The organism is Microcoleus sp. A006_D1, from assembly GCF_036702805.1.
GTDB lineage: Bacteria > Cyanobacteriota > Cyanobacteriia > Cyanobacteriales > Microcoleaceae > Microcoleus.
This window is the reverse complement of the sequence record NZ_JAUBVZ010000004.1, coordinates 426,686-448,335: the sequence shown is the minus strand read 5'-3', so window position 1 is coordinate 448,335 and position 21,650 is coordinate 426,686. Positions and strand designations below refer to the sequence as shown.

Genomic DNA, 21,650 nt, shown 5'->3' with positions numbered 1-21,650 from the left:
ACCTGCCTTACAGACATTAGGGGTTTAGTAAAGTCAGATGGGTGTATGAAACGCTCTGCATCGCTTGGGTTGGCGCAGCATGAAAAGTCGTTGGAGCAGGCCGTTCACAAGTCTTTAAGGCAAGATCAACTTGATCAGCACAGAACCGATCGATCCTAGAAGACCCATAAAGTCGCCACGGCTGGCTGTGCGGGGCTCCGTTGGCTTTTGGCGCGCCACAATCGCTTCGACTAACTGCTTTGACAACTCCTGACCTTGGAGATTTCCTTCAGCGGCAAAGAGTTGATTTGCTCTAGCAGCGTCTTGAGTTGCGCCGCCGAAGTCTCCCAAGTCAGCGCGAGACATACTGCGTGCAAAATAAACGGCTGCTAAATCTGGCTTCAAATTCAGGGATTGATTGTAATAATCAATGGCGTTTCTGTAATTTCCCGCTTGAGCTTCTTTCACTCCCAACCGATAGAAGTCTTCAGCGTTGCCGATATTAGTTGGCATTCCTCTAACTCCCAGCAGTTGGGCGTTAGTTAAATTGGCGTCAGTTAAATTGGCTTCGCCGAGATAGGCACTTCTCAAGTCAGCCCCGGTGAGGTTGGCCCCCGTCAGGTTTGCTCCCGTCAGGTTGACGCCAAACAAACTGGTGCCGCTGAGGTTGGCTCCGCTGAGGTCGGCCCCGGTAAGGTTGGCTCGGCTGAGGTTAGCCAATCTCAAGTCAGCGCCTTTGAGATTGGCTCCTGTTAAGTTGGCTAAAACCAGACCTGCACTGCTCAGGTCGCAGTTGGGGCACTGTCGGGTGGCTAGTAATTGTTGCGTGTGTTGGATGTTCTCGGCGCGTGCAGGAGCTAGAGGGGCGATCGCGCTCAGCAGTGTTGCAGCAGCCAGGATTCTGAGTTTCATCTTAACCTTCCAAAATTTAAAATGTTAAATCTAAAATAGCTTTTATCGAAGCAATTGAAAATCAACCTCGCAGATATTGCTAAATATTGCCGGATGCTCAGCTATCTATGTAGACATCATACATTGAAGTTCACGGCCTTACCTGATTTTCAAATAAACATTTCCCTCCCCATAAATTAGGGTAACAAAAAGCTTGTTACCCTTGAGCAGCGGTTCTGGCAAACCATAAAAATTAACACATAAATTAATCGTGGATCGTGCCGTCGGGCATCGTCGTACCCTTAAGATATACTCCGCTTAAATTGACTTTTGTCAGATTTGCTCCCAGCAGATTTGCCCCGCTTAAGTCTGACGCACTTAAAATCGCTTCCGTCAAATCTGCCCTAATTAAGCTCGCTCCCATTAAGTCGGCTCCGCTGAGATCCACTTTGCTCAAGTTAGCCCCAATTAAATCGGCTTCTGTGAGCACCGCCCTGCGCAAGTTTACTCCGTAAAGATTGACTCCGTGCAAGTCTGCACGGGAAAGTATTGCCCGAGATATGTTGGCTCCAATTAAAGTTGCTTCGATCAAGGAAGCTCCGCTCAAGTCTGCTTTGCTGAGATTTGCTCCCATCAACTCCGCTCGATTCAGGTTAGCTTCAGCTAATAGTGCTTCTGTGAGGTCGGCTCCACCTAAGTCTGCTCTGCTCAAATTAATCTTGCACAAATTGGCTTTGCTAAAGTTGACTCTGTTGAGTTTGGCTTTACTGAGATTGGCTCCAATCAGGTCGGCTTCATACAGATTGGCTCCAATCAATTCTGCTTCGTAGAGGTAGACTTCGTGCAGGTAGGCCCCGCTAAAATTTCTTTCTCCTATTGCGTATAGCTTGAGCAGTTCGTCAACGTTCATTTTGGCTTCTCTACACCTTTTAAATGCAGAATACTCTCAGCAAGCTGGTTGCACCGGATGTTCTGCCATTTTAGATTTGAGTTGCTGAAAGATTCACAGCGCCAGACTTCCCTAAATCTGCAAGCTGAGAGAATAAATTAAATTGTTTGGCGACGGTGAAGCACAAAACTGCATTGTTTTTTTATTTCATAAAAATAATATTAAAAATTTTTGATGACCAGCTCGATCGCACCAACTAACTAAATCCCAGGATGCTACCTGGAAAGTGCGATCGAACCCAAAACTTTTTGTAGCTAGTTGAGTTTACTGAGTAGTAGTGTGACAACGATCACTCATTCATGTTAGTAGTATCACATAGAAATAACCGTTTCGATCACGGCAGGCAGGCAAAAATAACCGATAGTGGTACTGTGATGATGAAAAATTGACAATTCCACCGTCTGCGTGATTTACTCAACTGGCGATCGATCGAGTAGTTTCACAGAGACCTGCCCGCAGCAGGAAAGTTGGTTCCAACGTGACTCGGCGCGACCCGCTCCGCCCCATGAGAGTGCTAATGTCTCAGGATTTCTCGCACAGCGAAAGCCAGAAATGCACTTCTGAGTACAGGGGAATGTATGTGTAAAATTTCGATCGCTGGTGTACAGACCAAGCCTGTTTGCTCGCAGCTAAAAAGTAAAAATCGGCAATACCTTTGCAAAAATTACCAAGAAACACAGGAAAACTATGATAGATGTTTAGCAAAAAGAGAATAAATGGTACTCCTTAAAAGTCAAGTATTGCAGCCGTTGCAGTCGAACGCTTAACTGATATCAGTGTTAGCAACGACGCTGGTGCCATCAAATACAAAACTGACCAAAAACTCTGCTCTTTTAGCAAAAAACTTGGTAGCAGCCCCTGTTCCCGGTTAAACAAAGCACCGGCTTCAGGGCGTCTGAGTCCCTCCAGGACTGAAAAATTTTAATTGAAATCGCTTTTGTATGGCTTTCTTAGCAAACAAAAAGCGAACAGCTAGGACGGGGGTAGATTTTTCTCCCTTGTCAAACAAAGTAATTGTAGAGCGCGCATCTTCGTGAGGTAATTGATATGGCTGGAGTATGTAAACTGAGCATCACAGAGACAATTGAAGAACTGAAAAGCTTGTTAACCGAACAAAAAACGGCGAGCGGCTTTCAAAAAATTCAAGCACTTTACCTGTTCAAAATTTGTCACGTTAAGACAGTTAAAGAATTGGCAATGACGATCGGCGTAAACCGAATTACTGTGCAGCGGTGGCTGAGAAAGTACCGCTCTGACGGACTCGAAGGACTCCTGGAAACAAAGCACAGCGGCGGCCGCAAGCCGGCAATTCCTCCTCTGGCCCGCGCTAGTTTGGCAATGCGCCTCAGCGACCCCCATAAAGGCTTTAAAAGCTATGGAGAAATTCAAGAGTGGTTGCAGCAGGAATACAGTATTGAGGCTTCCTATAAAGCCGTTTATGCAACAGTGAGATACCAGCTAAAAGGTAAGCTGACGAAAGTCTAGAAACTTGGTACTAAGTGGGGGTTAATCAGCGTCAAATTTTTGCCAGTCAGCCTTTGAAGCTTTTGAGGACTTGCGTCTTCACTACAAACCCAACTAATTCTTTTTTAACAAAAGTTGCTTTCATAAGCGGCGAAGCAGATAATTTATGTTCGATTAATTACCCACTATAAAAGTTGTTTGTAACCAGGAATGCAAGTCCTTATTGACTAAAATCCTGATGAGAGGACTATTCGTCCTAACTGCAAACTTTATGATGGTTATACGATCGCACATGATATAAATTATGCGGCGGCGATGGAGGTGAGGGCGAGAAAATTTGATGCTTTCCCGGGTTTGTGAAAGAAAGATGCTTAAAACATCCGCCATGACTTATAACTTGCAAGTTTTTGTCTAATTTGCAGGTTTTGTTATAGGATCAGGAATCGGGAATCAGGAACACCGCATGAGTTTGCGATCTCAGCCAGAACTTCCTCAGCGTCGGGCGCGGTTGTTATCTGTAAAAAAATGGCATTTGCTAGGGCAAAAATCGATCCAAAGCTGCTTTCAGCTCTTCTATTTCCGTATCGATATTGCCTTCTTTAGCGGCTCGGGCAATACACTGAGTTAAATGTTCGTCGAGAATGATTCTCGCTACGCGATCGAGCGCTCCTCGAACCGCAGCAACTTGCACCAGCACTTCTGGACAGGGACGGTTTTCTTGTACCATGGTTTTGATGCCGCGGACGTGTCCCTCTATCCGAGACAAGCGATTGACTAGCCGCCGCATCGATTCTTCATCGTGATGGTGAGGGTGGACTGATTCATCGCCGTGATGGTGGTGGGAATTTGAGGGTACGGATTTGTCAGTAGAAGTATCAGATAGAATCATTGGGGTTACGAGGGAAAATTTTAAAAGTTAGAAAAAGTTAGAATTGAGAATATGTTGAGTTGGTGCTGGCTCCTGACTCATGTATTGTAACTGTCAAAATATATTTAGGATCTATTTATGATCTACAGAGCGGCAGATGATTGAGTCCGATCGATCGCACACCTTTACCAGAATAACCCAGACTAACAAAGATTGACGCTATGCGACTATTTAAGTTTTTTCGCCCCGCACGCGGCACCGATGCTCGCTGGTTTGCCCTAATCTTAGGAATGACGATCGCCCTGAGTGCCCTCTTCCTCAATCCTACATCCGCGAACGCCACTGGCAAAAATCCGCCCAACTGGCTGCAACAGCCTCAAACAGCCGTGCAGAAAGTGCAATTGAGTTCCGCAGCAGCAACTCCCCCGAATCGGCAACTGTTAGCGCTGCGAAGCCCGGAACTCCCGGCGGTGGCGGCGGATACCAGCAGTTTTGTGACGGCGGCAGTCGATCGAGTCGGGCCAGCAGTTGTGCGGATTGATACCGAGCGCACTGTCAGCCGCAACCTCGACCCGTTAATGGAAGACCCCTTCTTCCGCAGATTTATGGGAGAAGATTTACGCAGCATGACTCCCAGACAAGAACGCTTGCGCGGTCAAGGTTCCGGCTTCATCATCGACAAAAGCGGGATTGTTTTAACCAATGCTCACGTAGTTGACAAAGCCGATCGAGTAACTGTCACCTTAAACGACGGTCGGACATTTCCAGGAGAAGTCCAAGGTACTGACGAAGTAACAGATTTGGCTGTTGTTAAAATTGATACTAAGCAATTAAACTTGCCCGTGGCAACACTGGGAGATTCCGACGCGGTGAAAGTGGGTGATTGGGCGATCGCCGTGGGCAACCCCCTGGGATTTGACAACACCGTCACTTTAGGCATTATCAGCACCCTCAAACGCTCCAGTGCAGCCGTCGGCATTCCCGACAAGCGCCTCGATTTCATTCAAACCGACGCGGCGATCAATCCCGGCAATTCCGGCGGGCCGCTGTTAAACAGCAGAGGAGAAGTGATTGGTATCAACACGGCGATTCGAGCTGATGCGATGGGTATTGGGTTTGCGATTCCGATCGACAAAGCTAAGGCCATCTACGCGCAGTTAGCCAAGGGAGAACAAGTCAGCCATCCGTTTTTGGGGATTCAGATGATTGCTTTGACTCCGGAAATGGCCAGAGAGAATAATGCTGACCCCAACGCTCCTTTGATTGTGCCGGAAGCTACAGGGGTGTTGGTGATGCGAGTTGTTCCCAATACGCCTGCTGAGAAAGCCGGGATTCGCAAGGGGGATGTCATTGTTCAAGTTGAGGGCGACGGAGTGACTCAGCCCGAACAGTTGCAAAATTTGGTGGAAAACAGCAAAATCGGTCAAATTTTGAAACTGAAGGTGCGCCGCGGTTCCCTGATGAAAGAAATTGCTGTGACAACGGCTCAATTAAGGGATTTTTAACTAGAAGGGGAAGGGGGGAAATCGTTAAAAAACCCTCCTCCTTGTTTCTTTTTTCTCTGAATTGATTCAGTAGTTTTATATTTTTAATAGTTGCATTTTTTATTGTAAAAACTGATAGTATATTTTAAAAGAGTATCAATGTCCAAACAATGAATAGAAATCAAATTTTAAATTACCAAAAAAGTCAAATTATTGAGTCACTAAAGCAGGATTATTTTCAAATGACCGCGCAGCTTCAGAGGAACTGGACACAAGAGCAACATGAAAAAAATCGTTTGAGCCGTTCTTTGGCTGCATTTGCGATCGCCAATCTTGCCGATCTTACCCCAGCTCAAGCGGCTAACTCAATTATTAATGGAGAAAATGATAATGGGATTGATGCCATTTATTTCGATCGGATGAAAAATTTGCTTTTGTTGGTGCAGGCTAAGGCGGGAAATGCTCCAAATATGGGTGATAATAAAAAATTTTGTGATGGAATTAGAGATTTAGTCCATCGACGTTTTGATAAATTTAATGACGGCTTGGCGCGGTTGCAGCAAGATGTTGAAGATGCTTTAAATACTAACGGGGTAAAAATAGTTGGCTGTAATATATATCTTGATGAAAGCCTTAGCTCTCATGTCATTGCGGATCTTAATCAGTTAAAAACTGAACTGAATCAGTTTGATCAACGTTTTGAATGGCAAGATCTAAATACTGCCATAACACATGGTTGGTTGACAGCCAAACAAGCGATCGCCCCTGTTGATGTAGTCTTGACGTTGGAAAACTGGCATTGTTTATATCTACCGCGTAGGGCATTTTATGGATTGGTTAAGGCTTCAGAACTTGCATCTTTATATCAACAACATAATAAGTCGCTTTTTGAAAAAAATATCCGCTATTACCTGGGTGCAGAGGATGTTAACTTAGCAATCGCTGAAACTATAAAAGAACAACCATCTGAACTGTTTTATCTCAATAATGGATTGACAATTACTTGTTCGGCAGTTAGTCTGCCATCTGGTCATAATCAGGACTCAACTCGATTCACTTTGCAAGGTTTTTCGGTGGTTAATGGAGCGCAGACGGTAGGGGCGATCGCTTCTGTTGATCAGGCTAGTGGCTCAATATCTGCTGATGCAAAGTTGTTGGTGACTATTATTGAAGTGGGTACGGCTCTAGATAGTATTGGGGTAAAGATTACTAAGGCAAGAAATACGCAAAATGCTGTGCGCGATGTTTATTTTGCTGCGTTAGATTCCAATCAAGAGCGTTTGCGACAGGAATGTATGGTATCGAATATTGTTTATCAATATCGACCATCAGCGGATCGGGATAGTCAGGATGGGATTACGATTGAACAGGCCGCAGTTGCTCTTGCTTGTTTTAGCACTCAGACGGAAATAGTAGTTGCAGCAAAGAGAGAAATTAGTCAGCTTTATAAGCTTTATTATGATACGTTATTTAGTAATACACTTTCAGGAGTTACGCTTTGTCGTTATGTGCGAATATTCCAATATCTCGATCAAATTTTTTCCGATTCTGAAAAAGCGGAGACGGAGAATCGCCGCAAAATGTTTTATCGGCATGGTAGATTTTTTATTCTAAATATTTTATCAAGACATTATAAATCATTGCTAAATAAGCCAGAGGTTGATTTGTCAGATTCAGACAAGACGCAATTTTCACGAATTAGCTTAGAGGTTGCCGAATTGATTTATAATATTACTGAATCTCAATTTGCTAGTGAGCATAAGGGCTATCTAGCAATTTTTAAGAATTCCACTGATGTTAAACCTTTAACGAGTCAGGTGATGCAGGAGTTAGATCGTAGGGATGCTCAGGCTAACAATCCGAATATACCTACAGTTTAACTTGTGAGATAGATATTAATTATGAATAAGAAGCAGAGACTAGAATTAACTTGGATTGGTAAGGATATTCGCCCCAAGCTGGAGCCGCGAATTTTGCTGGAAGATCCAGAGAGGTGTTATCATGCGGCGCATCAGGTGAGTGAAAATGATATTTTTGATAATCGCTTAATTTTTGGGGATAATTTGTTGGCTCTCAAGGCTTTGGAGTCTGAATTTGCAGGAAAAGTTAAGTGTATTTTTATTGATCCGCCATATAATACAGGCTCAGCTTTTGAACATTATGATGATGGTGTGGAACATTCTATCTGGCTTGGTTTAATGCGCGATCGTTTAGAGATTATTCGACGTTTATTATCAGAAGATGGATCGCTCTGGATTACGATTGATGATAATGAAGCGCATTATTTGAAAGTAATGTGCGACGAAATTTTTGGACGTTCCAACTTTGTCGCGAATGTAATTTGGCAAAAGAAATACTCGCCTCAAAATAACGCTGTATGGCTTTCAGATAGTCACGATCATATACTTGTCTTTGCAAAAAATAAAAATATCTGGCGACCGTATCCCCTTCCACGCAGCCAAGAAATGAATGACCGTTACAAGAATCTTGATAATGATGTACGTGGACATTGGAAAGCTAGTGATTTTACTATTAGTCTTACTGGTGGACAGCGTGGTGCTCAATTTGCTAAGACTGGATTTTCCGCTAATATATACGAAATTACGACACCTTCAGGGCGTAAACTTATGCCTACAAATGGAAGATGTTGGGCCGCTTCTTACGAAAGATTTCAAGAATTACTGGCAGATAATCGTATCTGGTTTGGCGAAAGCGGAAATAATGTCCCTGCTCTAAAGCGTTTTCTTTCAGAAGTACAGGAAGGAAGTGTGGCAAAAACAATTTGGCTTCGGACTGAGGTTAGTGATAATCAAGATGCAAAAAAAGAAGTAATGATGTTTAATTCTAAAGAAGTATTTTCGACTCCCAAACCGGAAAAGCTAATACAAAGAATTTTAGAATTATCTACAAAACCTGATGACCTTATTCTTGATTCCTTTGCAGGTTCAGGAACCACAGGCGCAGTCGCGCAGAAAATGGGAAGACGCTGGATTATGATTGAACTCGGCGAACATTGTCATACCCATATCATTCCCCGACTCAAAAAAGTAATTGATGGCGAAGATCAAGGGGGAATTAGCAAAGCATTTAACTGGAAAGGTGGCGGTGGGTTTCGATACTATCAGCTTGCACCATCCCTACTAGAAAAAGATAAATGGGATAATTGGGTGATCAATAAAAACTATAACGCCGCGATGCTTGCCGAAGCACTCTGCAAAATTGAAGGTTTCACCTACGCACCATCAGACACCTTCTATTGGCAACATGGCTATTCCACGGAAAGCGATTTTATCTATGTCACCACCCAAAATTTTAGTCATGAACAACTATCCAAACTTGCAGATGAAGTAGGACAAGAGCGCACCCTACTTGTTTTATGTACCGCCTTTCGAGGCCAAACTGACATATTCCCAAACCTCACAGTTAAAAAAATTCCTAAACAAATCCTTTCACGGTGTGAATGGGGACATGATGATTACAGCCTCAAAATAGAAAACTTGCCAAAAGCACCTCCCAAGTTCGGACAACTATCACTATTTGACATGGATACCTATGATAAATAAACTTGTTAATAATATTTCTAATCGTCTCAGTCTGCGCCATCCCCAGCGCCAATCATTAGAAATTCTCGATCGCATTTGCGAACTCTTATCCATCCCAAAGGAAGCAGATAGAGAAACAAGTCTAGCCGCCATCAAAAAAGAATTCCCAACGTTTACTGACTTCGAGCGCGACTTTCCATCCCTATGTTTCGCCCTAGCCACAGGTGTTGGTAAAACGCGACTCATGGGCGCATTTATCAGTTACTTATACCTAGAATATAAGATTAAAAACTTCTTTATCCTTGCCCCAAACCTAACCATTTACAACAAACTGATTACCGATTTTACGCCCAATACCTCAAAATATGTATTTACGGGGATCTCTGAATTTGTGATCGATGTCCCAGAAATCATTACGGGAGATAACTACGAAACGTCATCTACCATCAAGGATTTTTCCCGGTGCAGAATCAACATCTTCAATATTTCAAAAATTAACTCGGAAGTACGGGGAGGCAAAAGCCCCAAAATCAAACGACTATCTGAATTTATTGGCGAAAGCTATTTTGATTACCTGTCTGAATTAAAAGACCTCGTAATTCTCATGGATGAATCGCACCGATATCGCGCCTCAGCCGGAGTTCGCGCCATTAACGAATTAAAACCATTAATGGGGGTAGAACTTACCGCCACACCCTTTATCGAAACCAATAAAGGTTCAGTAGCTTTCAAAAATGTCATCTATGACTATCCCCTCGGACGTGCCATAGCCGATGGATTTGTCAAAGATCCAGCAGTCGTTACCCGCAAAGACTTTAACCCTAGGGCAATGTCACCAGATGCGATCGAGCGTCTTAAACTAGAAGACGGCATCTATCTCCATGAAAATATTAAAGCTGAATTAGAAACCTATGCTATTCAAACTGGAAGAACGATTGTTAAACCGTTTATGTTAGTGATTGCCCGTGACACTAGCCACGCATCCAAACTCATGGAACTCATTCAATCCGATGAATTTTCCGAAGGGAATTATAAACATAAAGTTATTCAAGTTGATTCTAGTAAAACGGGTGTTCAAGAAGATGAAATGGTAGAGCGATTGCTCAAAGTAGAACATACCGATGAACCTACTGAAATAGTTATCCATGTAAATATGCTCAAAGAAGGTTGGGATGTCACCAACCTCTATACAATTGTCCCTCTGAGAGCCGCAAATTCTAAAATTCTGATCGAGCAATCTATCGGAAGGGGCTTGCGTTTGCCCTATGGAATGCGTACAGGTGTAGAAATTGTCGATCGCCTAAATATCATCGCCCATGACAAATTTCAAGAAATTGTCGATGAAGCAAAGCGCCCAGAATCCCAAATCCGCCTGAAACAAATTATCCTCACAGATGAAGACTTACAGCAAAAGACGCAAACAGTAATTTCGCGATCGCAATTAGCCCAAAATCTAGGACTTCACCCCGAACAACCCATTAATTTACCTGATAATTTACCTGAAACAGCACCCCAAAATATTCAACAACCCCTATTTCAATCACCTATAGAACAAAAGATTGCACAGCTTACATACCAAGAAATCCTAAAGCTTGAAAGCCGCCCCGAAGAAGTCCCAACTACCGCCGATCTCGCATCCCCAAAAGTTCAGGGAAGGGTGCGCGAAGCGGTAACAAGAAAATATCAACCCGCACAAATGGAACTTGAGGGCATAATAGCACCTCCAGATATTGAAGCGATCGTTGCGAAAACAACGAACTTAGTTATCCAGCAAACCATCAATATTCCTAAGATTCTTGTGATTCCTAAAGGGGAAGTGCGATCGGGTTTCAGGTCTTTTGCCCTAGATGTTACTGACTTAACTGACTTAAATTATCCCATTCCATCCAAAGAACAATTACATATTCAATCGCTAACAACGAATGAAGTTGAATTGATGGAAATTAGCAAAGAAAACTCTGAAGAATTACGGCTAGAAAACTATATTGTCAAAAATTTAGTCAACTTCAATGATATTTCCTATGACGAACACGCTGATTTACTCTATGACCTTGCGGGTCAAGTTCTCAGTCATTTTATGACCTACTTATCCGAAGAAGATACACACAAAGTTTTACGCTATTACCAAAGGGAAATTGCCAATTTTGTCCGTAGCCAAATGCAACCACATTTCTGGGAAGAAACAACAGGTTATGAAGTCAAAATCAGTAAAGGTTTTACAGCCCTAAAAGATAGCGCATACACTACAAATGCTAAGAATTGCCTTGATTATCAATCTTCGCCACGAGACAAAAGCAATATGTCCAAATATCTGTTTACAGGCTTCTCCAAATGCCTCTATCGAGAACAGAAATTTCAATCGGAAGCAGAAAGAATACTAGCACTGATTTTAGAACGGGATGCAATCAAGTGGTTTAAACCCGCAAAAGGACAATTTCAGCTTTATTACAAATGGCATGGAGACTATCGAGAATATCAACCCGATTTTGTTGCTGAAACTGAAGAAGTTATCTATATGCTTGAACCAAAAGCTCGAAATGAAATGGACAATCCTCAAGTGCTTGCTAAGAAAGATGTCGCTGTTCAATGGTGTCAATATGCTTCGGACTATATGCTCAATCACGGTGGTAAATCGTGGCAATATGTCTTGATTCCCCATGATGCGATCAAAGAAAATATGACACTCCAAGGAATAAGCGATCGCTATACCGTCACTACTAAGGGTTAATTCATGGGCACTCTTAAAGCTCTAAATATCGAGCCAAAATCAGTACCGACTGAGGGATCGAAATTCACGAGCCAGATGCTTCCCAGTCGGTAATCGCTGCTTGCTGCCATGCTTCATCCTCATCAGTTAATTCATCACTCAGTTCATCGAGCAATAAACAGGCTTCTACCATTGCCTGCTGTTCTTGTTGTTTACGCCATGCTTGCAATAAAACCTCAACTAGGCGACTGCGATTTTCTACACGCTGGTCAATGTAACGCACTAACTCATCTGGCAAAGAGATAGATACTTTCATAGACAGTATTTATGCTACTTTTAATACGACCAATGGTAGCAGAAATATCGACCAGATTGCAAGCTTATGAAGTAGAGCAGCAGCAATGATAATTTCGCCTGATTCCGATCGCCCCCTACACAAAATTAGCCGGATCTTGATCTCGCCGATGCTTCGCGAGAATCGGAGTACCTTGGCCGTCACCCGCTAAAGCCGCCGTTTCCTCCAAAGCTTCCCTCAAGCGCTTGGCTGCGTAAATCGACATATCGCGAGGCACATTTACCCGATCGCGCAAATACCGCAAAGCCCCATCAGATCCGGCCGGCGGTTTACAAACTTCACCAGTCATCATCAAAGTTAAAGCACAACGCAAAGCCTCATCAAATAAGCTGTCATCAGCAGGATTGACTCGAACGATGTTGTGCTGGTGCTTGATGACGCGGTGGAGTGCTTCAGCGCGGGAAGTTTCCGGTTCTGGATACATCACATCTGGTAATCCAGCCCAAGGCCCATTGTCCACGCGGGCTTTGTTGAGTAGCATCTGCGGTTCGCCGTTTTCCCAGCAGCCGCCCATCTGAGGCGGTAAATCATGGACGTGGGTATGGAAGTCGCTCTGAGTACCGCGATAGGTGGGGCGACTTTCCATCCCCGCAAACCAGTCAGCAAAGCGCGGGTTTTCTTCCCGCAGGGAGTATCCTTTGTAGTAGTAAAGACTGGCATTCATCCGTTCGACGTAGGGCGTAAAAATTACATCGACTGTGCCAAATTCATCGAGGAAATAAGGGCCGGGCGTGCGCGAGAGTGCTGCTTCCACTTGGGCGACAACGCTGGTGAATTGGTTGCGGTTGCGCTGATCTGCTCCGCCTGTACTGACGCGGCACAGCCAAGAGCACCAAGCACTAAACAGCATTCGCTCTAGCTGTCGCAGGGGAAGCACTTGGGGGTTTTTCATGCCCAAACTCAAGGGGCCGAAGACTTGTTCTAGGGCGATTAAGATATCATCGCTTTCGGTAATGATGCGGCCGTCTAGCTCGATCGCGGGTAACATTCCCGACGGCACTTTGCGCTTGTACCAGTTCTCTTTTTCCCCGTAGCAGAACATAGTAACTTTTTCAATACGGTAGGGGATTTGTTTTTCTTCCAACCACAGCCAGATTTTTTGGCAATAGGGACACCAGGCATGATGATCGCGGTACAGTGTGACTCTCACGTCTGATTCGGGATGTCCGAAGAGGCGCAACCGGGATTGGGCGTTGGTTGGGCCGTTGGTGCGATCGATTTGAAAGTCTGTGAGTGCCTCTAGTTCGGGCCAGCTTAGGGGAGTGGCGATCGTGGTAGATGTCATAGGTAATACTATTTTAGATTGGGGATTTTAGATTGGGGATTAACTGGTTTAACTGGTTCCAAGGCTCTGCCTTGGAATCCATATCAGCGAGGCTCTGCATCGGCACAGAATTAAGGAGGCAGAGCCGACCGATCTGCGTTACCAGGCACTGCTAGTAACGAGTAGAAATATTGGTGCGATATTCGGAAGTGTGTGATTGATGCTGTTGAAACATATTACATCTTGCTCCGCTAAAAAATGCTCTGAGGACTGAAGTCCTCACGACGAACCTAACTAGAATTAAGGCGATGTCTGGGGAGGGGGAGGAGTTTCTTGAATTTTAGTGAGTGCTGCTTTAATTTGGGGAGTCGCAAGGAAGCTTTGGGTGGCTGCAATCAACCGATCGCCCCAGAGGTTTTCTTTGAGAAAAGTTACAGTGGCATAGCGTTTGTCCAATTTTAGCGCGGCTTCTCCCATTGCTAAACCTTTTTCTTTGTCGCCTTTGGTATAGAGTGCTACTGCTAGAGCTAGCATTGGTTCTGCTGCTTTGTCGTCGATCGCGATCGCTTGCTGCCAGCGGCCGATGGCGCTATCGACATCTCCCATTTCGTATTTGACTAATCCGATATTGTTGATCGCGGGCCAAAGGTTTTTTTCTAAAGCAAAGGCTTTTTCATATTGGGCGATCGCATTATCGAACCGCTTGAGCTTGTAAAAAGCATTCCCCAAGTCAAATAATGCGCCCGGAGTCTCTGGCTTTATTTTCAATCCTGCTTGCAAATATTCGGCTGCTTTTTCATACTTTGCTTGCCGAAAGTAAGCTTCTCCCAAGACAAATTTAATTGAGGCATTTTCTGGTGCTAGAGATTGAGCTTGCCCCAAAGCTTCAATTCCTTTGTCAAACTGTTCGACTTGAAGATACAAGCTGCCTAACAAAGTCCAAGTTTGAGCATTCTTGGGGGCTAACTGTGTGGCGAGTTCGGCTCTGGGGACGGCGAGTTGGTACTGCTGAAGTCTGGCTAGCTGCACGGCTTCTTCTGCAAGGCTCAAGGCTGTCTGTTCGAGCTGGGCTGAGTCGATTTGCAGGGTGTAAGGCAGGAGTGCCTGTGCGACAACTGGCTTGGGCATTGTCCACAAACCGAGTGCGAGCACCAGAGATATAAGAGGAATGCGATTCGGCACTGTACAGCCCCAGAAAAAAGTATAAGGGTTTCTCGATCGCCCATAATAACTCATATTCTTAACTTTTGATATTGTTTCCTGACTCGCAACCCTTTATGGTTTTCAGATCGGACGTACGGTTGAAACCGCGTCTACACAAACCATGTCCGCCTCCGCGGACTGAAGATAACAAATGTTAACTGCCCAATCAACTTCAATGAGTTAATAAAGTCTGTTGAATTTTGTCTAACAATTGTGCTGCTGACAAGGAAGAAGGCAAAATTTTGGCAGATACTTCTTGCAGCAAAAAGTCGATCGCCTGGGATTCGGAATTTACAGCAGACCGATAATCCCAGACTAAAATCGGCAGTTGTACTGCCATTTGCCGCAGGTTCGATAGCGCCTGCAACATGGGGGGCGATGCTGAGGGGGAATCTCGCAAGCACAGCAACACTAAGTCAACGCTTTGATATTGTAACTGCTGCAAAACTTCTGTCCAACAGGGGGCGATCGCCCCTCGGAATCCTGCGGTTTGGATGTACTGAATTAAAGCTTGAAAGTTGGGAGTAGAAAACTGGGAATTGGCAATGGGAATCTCGGCATTTGTCGATCGATCGCCATTCTCCAATTCTCCCGTCGCATTCCCCGAAGCCGCGCGGTGCAAGTCCGGTAAACTCGAAATGTCGGCAAACAAAATGCTGGGCTTCCAACTCATGCCAGCAGCTACTTGAATCACTTGCCACAACGCAGAAGCTACCAACCCGGTGCCATCGGGACTGCTGGCTGCCAAACAGGGAAATACCGACAATCCTTTGACTTGATTTGCTAGTTGCGTGGTTGCAGAGTCTAAAGTTACTAAGGGGAGATCACCCAAATTTCGAGACTGACTTAACTGTTCGATGAAAGCTAAGGGGTTTTGCAGTTGACTTGTACTGTCCAAGACGATCGCATCAGGCCGCCAAATTCGCGCTACGAGTTCTGCTTGGCCGAGGTCATCTGCTTCTAAAACCCGGCAGTAGGTGGGGTTTAGCAGTAAAGCGGAGCCTTGAGAGGAACTGTTTTGCGGGCTGAGCCACAACACGGTTAAAGAACTCCTCACTTTGCTGGTACTGGCATTACTGTGGCCGATCAAGTCTGCCAGCAGCCGCCGCAAAGCGGGTTCTTCCACCGGCAAGCTCAAAAAGCCTTCGGCTCGGTTGACACTGGCCCGTTCTTTTTCGCCTCTGGTGGCTGTGACGATCGCCGGTATCGATCGGGTATCCGGGTCACTCTTGAGCAGCGTCAGCACGTCCCAACCGGACAGCAGCGGCAGCAGCGGGTTGAGGAAAATCGCTTCGGGACTGAACCTGCGGGCTTTTTCCAGCGCTTCGGTGCCGGAACGGGCGACTATTACTTGGTAGCCCAAACCGGAGAGGACGTTGGTTAAGTCTTCGATATATTTGGGAACTGCTTCGACTATTAATACTAAGCGAGAGCGAGAATTGGCGATCGGAGTTTGATATTTTGGTTGTAATAATTCTCCCTCGGTGGCTGTACCTGATGGCGATTCTTCCCCGCTATTTCCCGGAGGATTTGGCGGCAGCAGCAAGGTAAATTCAGAGCCTTGATTTTCTGAGGAAATAAACGAAACATCTCCGCCGTGGAGACGGGCGAGGCGTTGAGTTAATACCAGTCCCAGTCCGGTTCCTTGAAATCGGCGAGTCATGGTACTTTCTAGCTGTTGGAATTTCTGAAAGATCAGGTGCTGTTTGTCGGCGGGGATGCCGATGCCAGTATCCCAAACTGTGAATGCAATCCAGCCTTCCCAAACATTTACTTTCAAGCCGATTTTGCCGCCCGCTGCGGTGAATTTTAGGGCGTTGGCAAGCAGATTGACGAGCATTTGCCGCAGCCGCAGTTCGTCGGCAACTAAATAGCTCAGTCCCGGTTCTATTTCGAGTGTAAATTCGATTTCTGCGGAGGGTTCTGCGTTTGTTTCGTCGTTTTTTTTGCTCGGCTGGGGAGGGAATTTTTCTTCTTTTTGCAGTTGTTTTGCTTGTTCAAAGGCTCTTTTGCAAGTGGCTGCTATTTCGACTGGTTCGGGAATTAGTTCTAGCTGCCCGGTTTCCATGCGGGTCAAGTCTAAAATGTCGTTCACTATTGTCATCAAATGCCGCCCGCTTTTATGGATTAGTTTGGCGTAGCGTGTTTGGCGATCGTTAAGTTCTCCGATTAATTTATCTTTGAGCAGGCTGGACAAACCGAGAACGGCTGTGAGCGGGGTTTTTAGTTCGTGGCTGATGCAGGATAAAAATTCATCTTTGAGTCGGTTTAGATGAATTAAATCTGCGTTTTTGGCTGCTAGTTCTTTGGCGACTAAATGTTCTTCGGTGACATCTTGTCCCATGACTAAAATTAGGTTGTCCGACAGCGGTTGCTTGACAAATTGCCAGATCCGTTGTTGACCTTTTTGTACGGGACAATCGCAAGTGTAGGTGTCTGGTTTGCCGGCGCTGGGGCACCAAGCTGGAGCGGTTAAGGTTGAGGGGCAGGCGGCTGCGTACAGGGGTAGGGAGCAACTGGTGGCGGCTGTTGAATCACGCGCGGCGAAGCTATCCCGCAGTCCATCGCCCGATCGAGCTACTCCTACTAAGCTCTTGCACTCAGAGGCGATCGCTTCTACCTGCGCACTCGTGTATTCTGTTGTGAGATGGCTTGGTTTGTGGGGCGAGTGTTTGCCCAAATTTGCTGCTGGTTCTGGAATTGGTTCTGGGCCTGCTCCCAGCAAAATCCGCCACGATGCGTTTTGACTGACTATCTGTCCGCTGGGGGTTTGCAATCTCAGGGGTAGGGGCAGTTTTTCCAGCAGTTGGACTAGGGAGTTGAGGTTTTCCGAGGGCTTCAATCCAGCTTCGAGAAAGTGCACTTGAGCGCCAAGGGCGGTGGCGATGGCTGCGGAAACGGGTATTAATTCGATTTCTTTGACTGCTGTTGGCTGTGTTGTCAGGCTGCTGTTTGCGGCGAATTGCAGTAGGCTCAGGCTGTCTAACAGTCCTAAAAATTGACCGCTGGCATCTGTCAGACCGATCGGGCTTTTGGAGAAACCGCTGATGGTTTGGCTGTGGTTTGGGGTGTTAAGTTCTTCTGTTTGCAGGTATTCCCAGAATTCACTGATGCTCAAAGCGGCCGATACTATTCTGATCGGCTCGATCGCGATCGAGCTTTCCGACAAAGGTTGTTCCCAGTCGTTTGTGCGATCATCCGCGGCGCTGGCCCAAAGGCTGCGCAGGTAAACTAATCCCAGGGGCTGTAGGTGTTCGTTGACTACTGCGACTCGATCGCAATTGCCCTGGCTGAAAATTGACCGCAGCGATTCGAGTGCCGCCGTGGGTTGGCACAGCGGCACTGGCTCGATAAAATTCTTGAGACTGGGGCTGGTGGTTGGCATAACAAACCTGAGAGTCTGCTATCAATAGCAGTAATATCTTTGATACCGAATGTAGCTGCGGATTTTTTAATCTTATTTGTTTTATATCAGTTCGCTATCAGGGCAGGGATCAGCGCCCAGACCTGCGAGTTCTATGCCTGCAAATGATTTGAGGCGACTAGCACTTATTTTAAGCCTTAAGCTTAATTGCAGAAATCAGGCTTAGGGTGCTTGACGCAAGAGCAGAGGATTACAGTTTAATTATCCCTCTGTTTAAAGGTTGTCACCAATTTTGCTGTTAAGATTGGTTACAGTAAATGTTGCAATAATTGTTAAAATATTAAATCTTTTGTAAAGGAGATATCAACTCTGAGCGCTCCAGCACTTTCGAGCAACTTGGCTGGTTTACCTATAGCTTTGCTTCCCCAACTGTCGATCGGTATTTTTGTCCATTCTGAGAAAATCGCAGGCTGTGCGATCGAGCTTTTGAGGAGCGATCGCTATACTTTAACGCATCTTAAGTCAGCAGTGGAGTTTTTGGGATTCCTGAAGCACAATAACCACGTCGATTGTTTGGTTGTTGAGGTAGATCGGGATTTGCGATCGCTTCTGAGCAAACTGCAAGCACGATCGCTTTTTTTGCCTACTGTAATTTTTTCGCCCCAGCCGGGGGAGGATGGAAGGCCCGAAGCACCACCTTCGGATGGTTTTGAGGCCGCAGCCAGTAGATCCCAGAAGAGTCAAGAGCAAAGTTGTGCTTTTTTTTATCACCCGGCTGAGGTGCAACTGGCGATCAATCGATCGACTGAAATAGCTGCAAGTATCGATCGGGCGATCGCCCAATTTCTGAAACTTTCAACTCCGGTTCCTATCAACGACCAATCCGCAATGGTCGATGCGACAGCCCAATTGACTGCTCAAAGTTTGCTAAGCCGACATCAGCGCCGGCTTGCGGAAAAATTACGGGAGCGATTAGGATACTTAGCTGTGTATTATCAAAGAAATTCCCAGATTTTTTTGCGAAATCTGCCAAGCCCAGAGAAGCAAAAGTTCTTAGAGCAACTCAAGTCAAGTTATCGCGAAATCGTTTTAAATTATTTTGCTGAAGATACTGCGGTCAACAATCAAATAGATGAATTTGTGAATTTGGCTTTTTTTGCTGACGTTCCCGTGACTCAAGTTGTAGAAATTCACATGGGATTGATGGACGAATTTGCTAAACAGCTCAAACTAGAAGGGCGCAGCGAGGAAATATTGCTCGATTACCGCTTGACTCTGATTGACGCGATCGCCCATCTATGCGAGATGTACAGGCGATCCATCCCGAAAGAACCCCTACGGTAGAAGCTAGAAGGCAAACCGCCGAATTTAAGCAAGCAGAATCTAGAAGGTAGAATTTAACCAAGCAGAAAGCAGAAGACTGAACGCAGGGCGATCGAGAACCTGAAATTATTATAAAATAACAAAGAATAGCGGATTTAAGACAAATAACAACTACAACTAACATCTGACAACGAATACTCAACATTTAAAAAAGTTCATGAGTCCTCTAAAGAAAACCTACATTCTGAAGCTGTACGTTGCGGGGAATACTCCCAACTCAGTGCGAGCTTTGAAAACCCTAAAAGACATCCTAGAACAAGAATTTCAAGGAGTATACGCCCTGAAAGTCATTGACGTTCTCAAAAATCCTCAGCTAGCAGAAGAGGACAAAATTTTAGCAACTCCGACGCTGGCGAAAATCCTGCCGCCACCGGTGCGAAAAATTATAGGCGATTTGTCCGATCGCGAGAAAGTTCTGATAGGATTAGATTTGCTCTATGAAGAACTCCGCGAAGAAGACCTGAATTCATAAGACAATCAGGTGACAGTAATTAGTCCGCAGTCCGCAGTCATTAGTTATTGAGCAACAGCCCAAACTAAAAATTGAGTACAAAGACTCATGAGCTGCGGTTAATGACTCACAACTAAAGAATACTGACAATTGACAAAAATCGAAATGAATGAAATTAGTCAAACGCTGCAACCAGAAGGATTTGTAACGGCAGGAGTTGAAAAAATTCGCACCATGATTGAGGGTTTCGATGACATCAGTCACGGCGGAATGCCCATTGGCAGAACCACCCTAGTCAGCGGCACGTCAGGAACCGGAAAAACATTATTTGCCGTACAATTTATCTATAACGGAATCACCCATTTTGACGAACCTGGAGTGCTCGTAACTTTTGAAGAATCTCCAGCAGATATTATTAAAAATGCTTGCAGTTTCGGTTGGGATTTGGCACGGTTAATCGACGAAGGCAAGCTATTTATTTTAGACGCTTCCCCCGATCCAGAAGGTCAGGATATCGTGGGAAATTTCGATTTATCTGCCTTAATCGAGCGAATTCAGTACGCCATTCGCAAGTACAAAGCCAAGCGCGTTTCTATAGATTCGGTGACAGCAGTATTTCAGCAGTACGAAGCTGCATCTGTGGTGCGCCGAGAAATCTTTCGCTTAGTTGCGCGCCTCAAACAAGTAGGCGCAACTACAGTTATGACTACCGAACGAGTCGAAGAATACGGCCCGGTGGCGCGGTTTGGAGTCGAAGAATTTGTGTCGGATAATGTAGTAATTGTTCGCAACGTTTTGGAAGGGGAACGCCGCCGCCGCACCATCGAAATTTTGAAGTTGCGCGGTACAACTCACATGAAGGGCGAATATCCTTTTACTATGACGAATGACGGCATTAATATTTTCCCCTTGGGGGCGATGCGATTAACTCAAAAGTCTTCTAACGTGCGGGTTTCTTCGGGCGATAAAATTCTCGACGAGATGTGCGGCGGCGGTTTCTTTAAAGACTCGATTATTTTGGCTACGGGTGCGACGGGAACCGGCAAAACGTTGTTGGTGAGCAAATTCTTGCAGAATGCTTGTATGAACGGCAATCGAGCGCTGCTTTTTGCCTATGAAGAATCGCGGGCTCAGTTGTTCCGCAATGCTTATTCTTGGGGCATTGATTTTGAGGAAATGGAACAAAAAGGATTGCTGAAACTGCTGTGCGCTTACCCGGAATCTGCGGGTTTGGAAGACCATTTGCAGATGATTAAATCAGAAATTGCTGAATTCAAACCTTCTCGAATTGCGATAGACTCGCTTTCGGCTTTAGCTAGAGGTGTCAGCAATAATGCTTTCCGGCAATTTGTGATCGGGGTTACAGGCTTTGCGAAGCAGGAAGAAATTACTGGCTTTTTCACGAATACCAGCGATCAGTTTATGGGTTCTAATTCGATTACTGACTCCCATATTTCTACGATTACTGACACGATTCTCATGCTTCAGTATGTAGAGATTCGAGGCGAAATGTCGCGGGCACTTAATGTTTTTAAGATGCGCGGTTCGTGGCACGATAAAGGGATTCGGGAATATACAATTACTGAAAATGGCCCGCAAATTAAAGATTCGTTCCGCGGTTACGAACGGATTATCAGCGGTTCTCCGACTCGGATTACGGTTAATGAGAAGAGTGAGTTATCGCGGATTCTCCAGGGGGTGCAAGGTCAAAACGATGACGATATTTAATAGTGAACAGTATGCTTG

15 protein-coding genes are annotated in these 21,650 nt (G+C 45.3%); 8 read left to right on the top strand and 7 right to left on the bottom strand.

Annotation, left to right across the window (positions count from 1 at the left end):
• Positions 1 to 114: 114 nt before the first annotated feature.
• Together QUB68_RS10235 and QUB68_RS10230 are read right to left on the bottom strand one after the other, a co-directional pair.
• Positions 115 to 891 (bottom strand): pentapeptide repeat-containing protein, encoded by a 777-nt coding sequence (locus QUB68_RS10235; protein WP_332991852.1) that lies wholly within the window; start codon positions 889 to 891, stop codon positions 115 to 117.
• Between the two features lie 244 nt (positions 892 to 1,135).
• Positions 1,136 to 1,780 carry a pentapeptide repeat-containing protein gene (locus QUB68_RS10230; protein WP_332991851.1) on the bottom strand — a complete coding sequence of 215 codons (645 nt, stop codon included), beginning with the start codon at positions 1,778 to 1,780 and terminating at the stop codon, positions 1,136 to 1,138.
• Between the two features lie 1,086 nt (positions 1,781 to 2,866).
• Between QUB68_RS10230 and QUB68_RS10225 the strand changes: the two genes are divergently transcribed.
• Complete coding sequence (locus tag QUB68_RS10225; protein WP_332991849.1) at positions 2,867 to 3,304, top strand: helix-turn-helix domain-containing protein; 438 nt, start codon at positions 2,867 to 2,869, stop codon at positions 3,302 to 3,304.
• A gap of 514 nt (positions 3,305 to 3,818) precedes the next feature.
• Here QUB68_RS10225 and QUB68_RS10220 read toward each other — a convergent pair.
• Complete coding sequence (locus QUB68_RS10220; protein ID WP_332991847.1) at positions 3,819 to 4,172, bottom strand: metal-sensitive transcriptional regulator; 354 nt, start codon at positions 4,170 to 4,172, stop codon at positions 3,819 to 3,821.
• Positions 4,173 to 4,372: 200 nt separating this feature from the next.
• Here QUB68_RS10220 and QUB68_RS10215 point away from each other — a divergent pair, with 200 nt between their 5' ends.
• The 4 genes from QUB68_RS10215 (at position 4,373) to QUB68_RS10200 (ending at position 11,905) form a co-directional block, all read left to right on the top strand.
• The gene (locus tag QUB68_RS10215) at positions 4,373 to 5,656 is read left to right on the top strand and encodes an HhoA/HhoB/HtrA family serine endopeptidase (RefSeq protein ID WP_332991845.1); all 1,284 of its coding nucleotides are present in this window, start codon (positions 4,373 to 4,375) and stop codon (positions 5,654 to 5,656) included.
• 149 nt (positions 5,657 to 5,805) lie between these two features.
• On the top strand, positions 5,806 to 7,515 hold the full coding sequence (locus QUB68_RS10210; protein WP_332991843.1) for an AIPR family protein: 1,710 nt from the start codon (positions 5,806 to 5,808) through the stop codon (positions 7,513 to 7,515).
• 21 nt (positions 7,516 to 7,536) lie between these two features.
• Positions 7,537 to 9,198 (top strand): site-specific DNA-methyltransferase, encoded by a 1,662-nt coding sequence (locus QUB68_RS10205; RefSeq protein ID WP_332991842.1) that lies wholly within the window; start codon positions 7,537 to 7,539, stop codon positions 9,196 to 9,198.
• Entirely contained in the window at positions 9,188 to 11,905 is a 2,718-nt protein-coding gene (locus QUB68_RS10200) for a DEAD/DEAH box helicase (RefSeq protein WP_332991840.1), read from the top strand. Before QUB68_RS10205 ends, QUB68_RS10200 begins: the two co-directional genes overlap by 11 nt.
• Before the next feature lie 64 nt (positions 11,906 to 11,969).
• Here QUB68_RS10200 and QUB68_RS10195 read toward each other — a convergent pair whose 3' ends face one another.
• The 4 genes from QUB68_RS10195 to QUB68_RS10180 all read right to left on the bottom strand — a co-directional run bounded on the left by QUB68_RS10195 (position 11,970) and on the right by QUB68_RS10180 (position 18,091).
• A complete protein-coding gene (locus tag QUB68_RS10195; protein ID WP_332991838.1) occupies positions 11,970 to 12,200 on the bottom strand; it encodes a ribbon-helix-helix domain-containing protein in 231 nt (76 codons plus the stop codon).
• A 115-nt stretch (positions 12,201 to 12,315) separates the two neighbouring features.
• Positions 12,316 to 13,524, bottom strand: a complete 1,209-nt coding sequence (locus tag QUB68_RS10190; RefSeq protein WP_332991836.1) for a glutathione S-transferase family protein — start codon at positions 13,522 to 13,524, stop codon at positions 12,316 to 12,318.
• A gap of 279 nt (positions 13,525 to 13,803) precedes the next feature.
• Positions 13,804 to 14,685 (bottom strand): tetratricopeptide repeat protein, encoded by an 882-nt coding sequence (locus QUB68_RS10185; RefSeq protein WP_442923069.1) that lies wholly within the window; start codon positions 14,683 to 14,685, stop codon positions 13,804 to 13,806.
• Positions 14,686 to 14,878: 193 nt separating this feature from the next.
• Positions 14,879 to 18,091, bottom strand: a complete 3,213-nt coding sequence (locus QUB68_RS10180; RefSeq protein WP_332991832.1) for an ATP-binding response regulator — start codon at positions 18,089 to 18,091, stop codon at positions 14,879 to 14,881.
• A gap of 396 nt (positions 18,092 to 18,487) precedes the next feature.
• Between QUB68_RS10180 and QUB68_RS10175 the strand changes: the two genes are divergently transcribed.
• The 3 genes from QUB68_RS10175 (at position 18,488) to kaiC (ending at position 21,632) form a co-directional block, all read left to right on the top strand.
• A complete protein-coding gene (locus tag QUB68_RS10175; RefSeq protein ID WP_442923068.1) occupies positions 18,488 to 19,414 on the top strand; it encodes a circadian clock protein KaiA in 927 nt (308 codons plus the stop codon).
• A gap of 196 nt (positions 19,415 to 19,610) precedes the next feature.
• On the top strand, positions 19,611 to 19,925 hold the full coding sequence (gene kaiB, locus QUB68_RS10170; protein WP_265233654.1) for a circadian clock protein KaiB: 315 nt from the start codon (positions 19,611 to 19,613) through the stop codon (positions 19,923 to 19,925).
• A gap of 144 nt (positions 19,926 to 20,069) precedes the next feature.
• On the top strand, positions 20,070 to 21,632 hold the full coding sequence (gene kaiC, locus QUB68_RS10165; RefSeq protein ID WP_332991828.1) for a circadian clock protein KaiC: 1,563 nt from the start codon (positions 20,070 to 20,072) through the stop codon (positions 21,630 to 21,632).
• The last annotated feature ends 18 nt before the right edge of the window (positions 21,633 to 21,650 follow it).

Bases quoted from the DNA above. Each gene is read 5' to 3' on its own strand.
- QUB68_RS10235 (WP_332991852.1), bottom strand. From the start codon at position 891: ATGAAACTCAGAATCCTGGCTGCTGCAACACTGCTGAGCGCGATCGCC.
- QUB68_RS10230 (WP_332991851.1), bottom strand. From the start codon at position 1,780: ATGAACGTTGACGAACTGCTCAAGCTATACGCAATAGGAGAAAGAAAT.
- QUB68_RS10225 (WP_332991849.1), top strand. From the start codon at position 2,867: ATGGCTGGAGTATGTAAACTGAGCATCACAGAGACAATTGAAGAACTG.
- QUB68_RS10220 (WP_332991847.1), bottom strand. From the start codon at position 4,172: ATGATTCTATCTGATACTTCTACTGACAAATCCGTACCCTCAAATTCC.
- QUB68_RS10215 (WP_332991845.1), top strand. From the start codon at position 4,373: ATGCGACTATTTAAGTTTTTTCGCCCCGCACGCGGCACCGATGCTCGC.
- QUB68_RS10210 (WP_332991843.1), top strand. From the start codon at position 5,806: ATGAATAGAAATCAAATTTTAAATTACCAAAAAAGTCAAATTATTGAG.
- QUB68_RS10205 (WP_332991842.1), top strand. From the start codon at position 7,537: ATGAATAAGAAGCAGAGACTAGAATTAACTTGGATTGGTAAGGATATT.
- QUB68_RS10200 (WP_332991840.1), top strand. From the start codon at position 9,188: ATGATAAATAAACTTGTTAATAATATTTCTAATCGTCTCAGTCTGCGC.
- QUB68_RS10195 (WP_332991838.1), bottom strand. From the start codon at position 12,200: ATGAAAGTATCTATCTCTTTGCCAGATGAGTTAGTGCGTTACATTGAC.
- QUB68_RS10190 (WP_332991836.1), bottom strand. From the start codon at position 13,524: ATGACATCTACCACGATCGCCACTCCCCTAAGCTGGCCCGAACTAGAG.
- QUB68_RS10180 (WP_332991832.1), bottom strand. From the start codon at position 18,091: ATGCCAACCACCAGCCCCAGTCTCAAGAATTTTATCGAGCCAGTGCCG.
- kaiB (WP_265233654.1), top strand. From the start codon at position 19,611: ATGAGTCCTCTAAAGAAAACCTACATTCTGAAGCTGTACGTTGCGGGG.
- kaiC (WP_332991828.1), top strand. From the start codon at position 20,070: ATGAATGAAATTAGTCAAACGCTGCAACCAGAAGGATTTGTAACGGCA.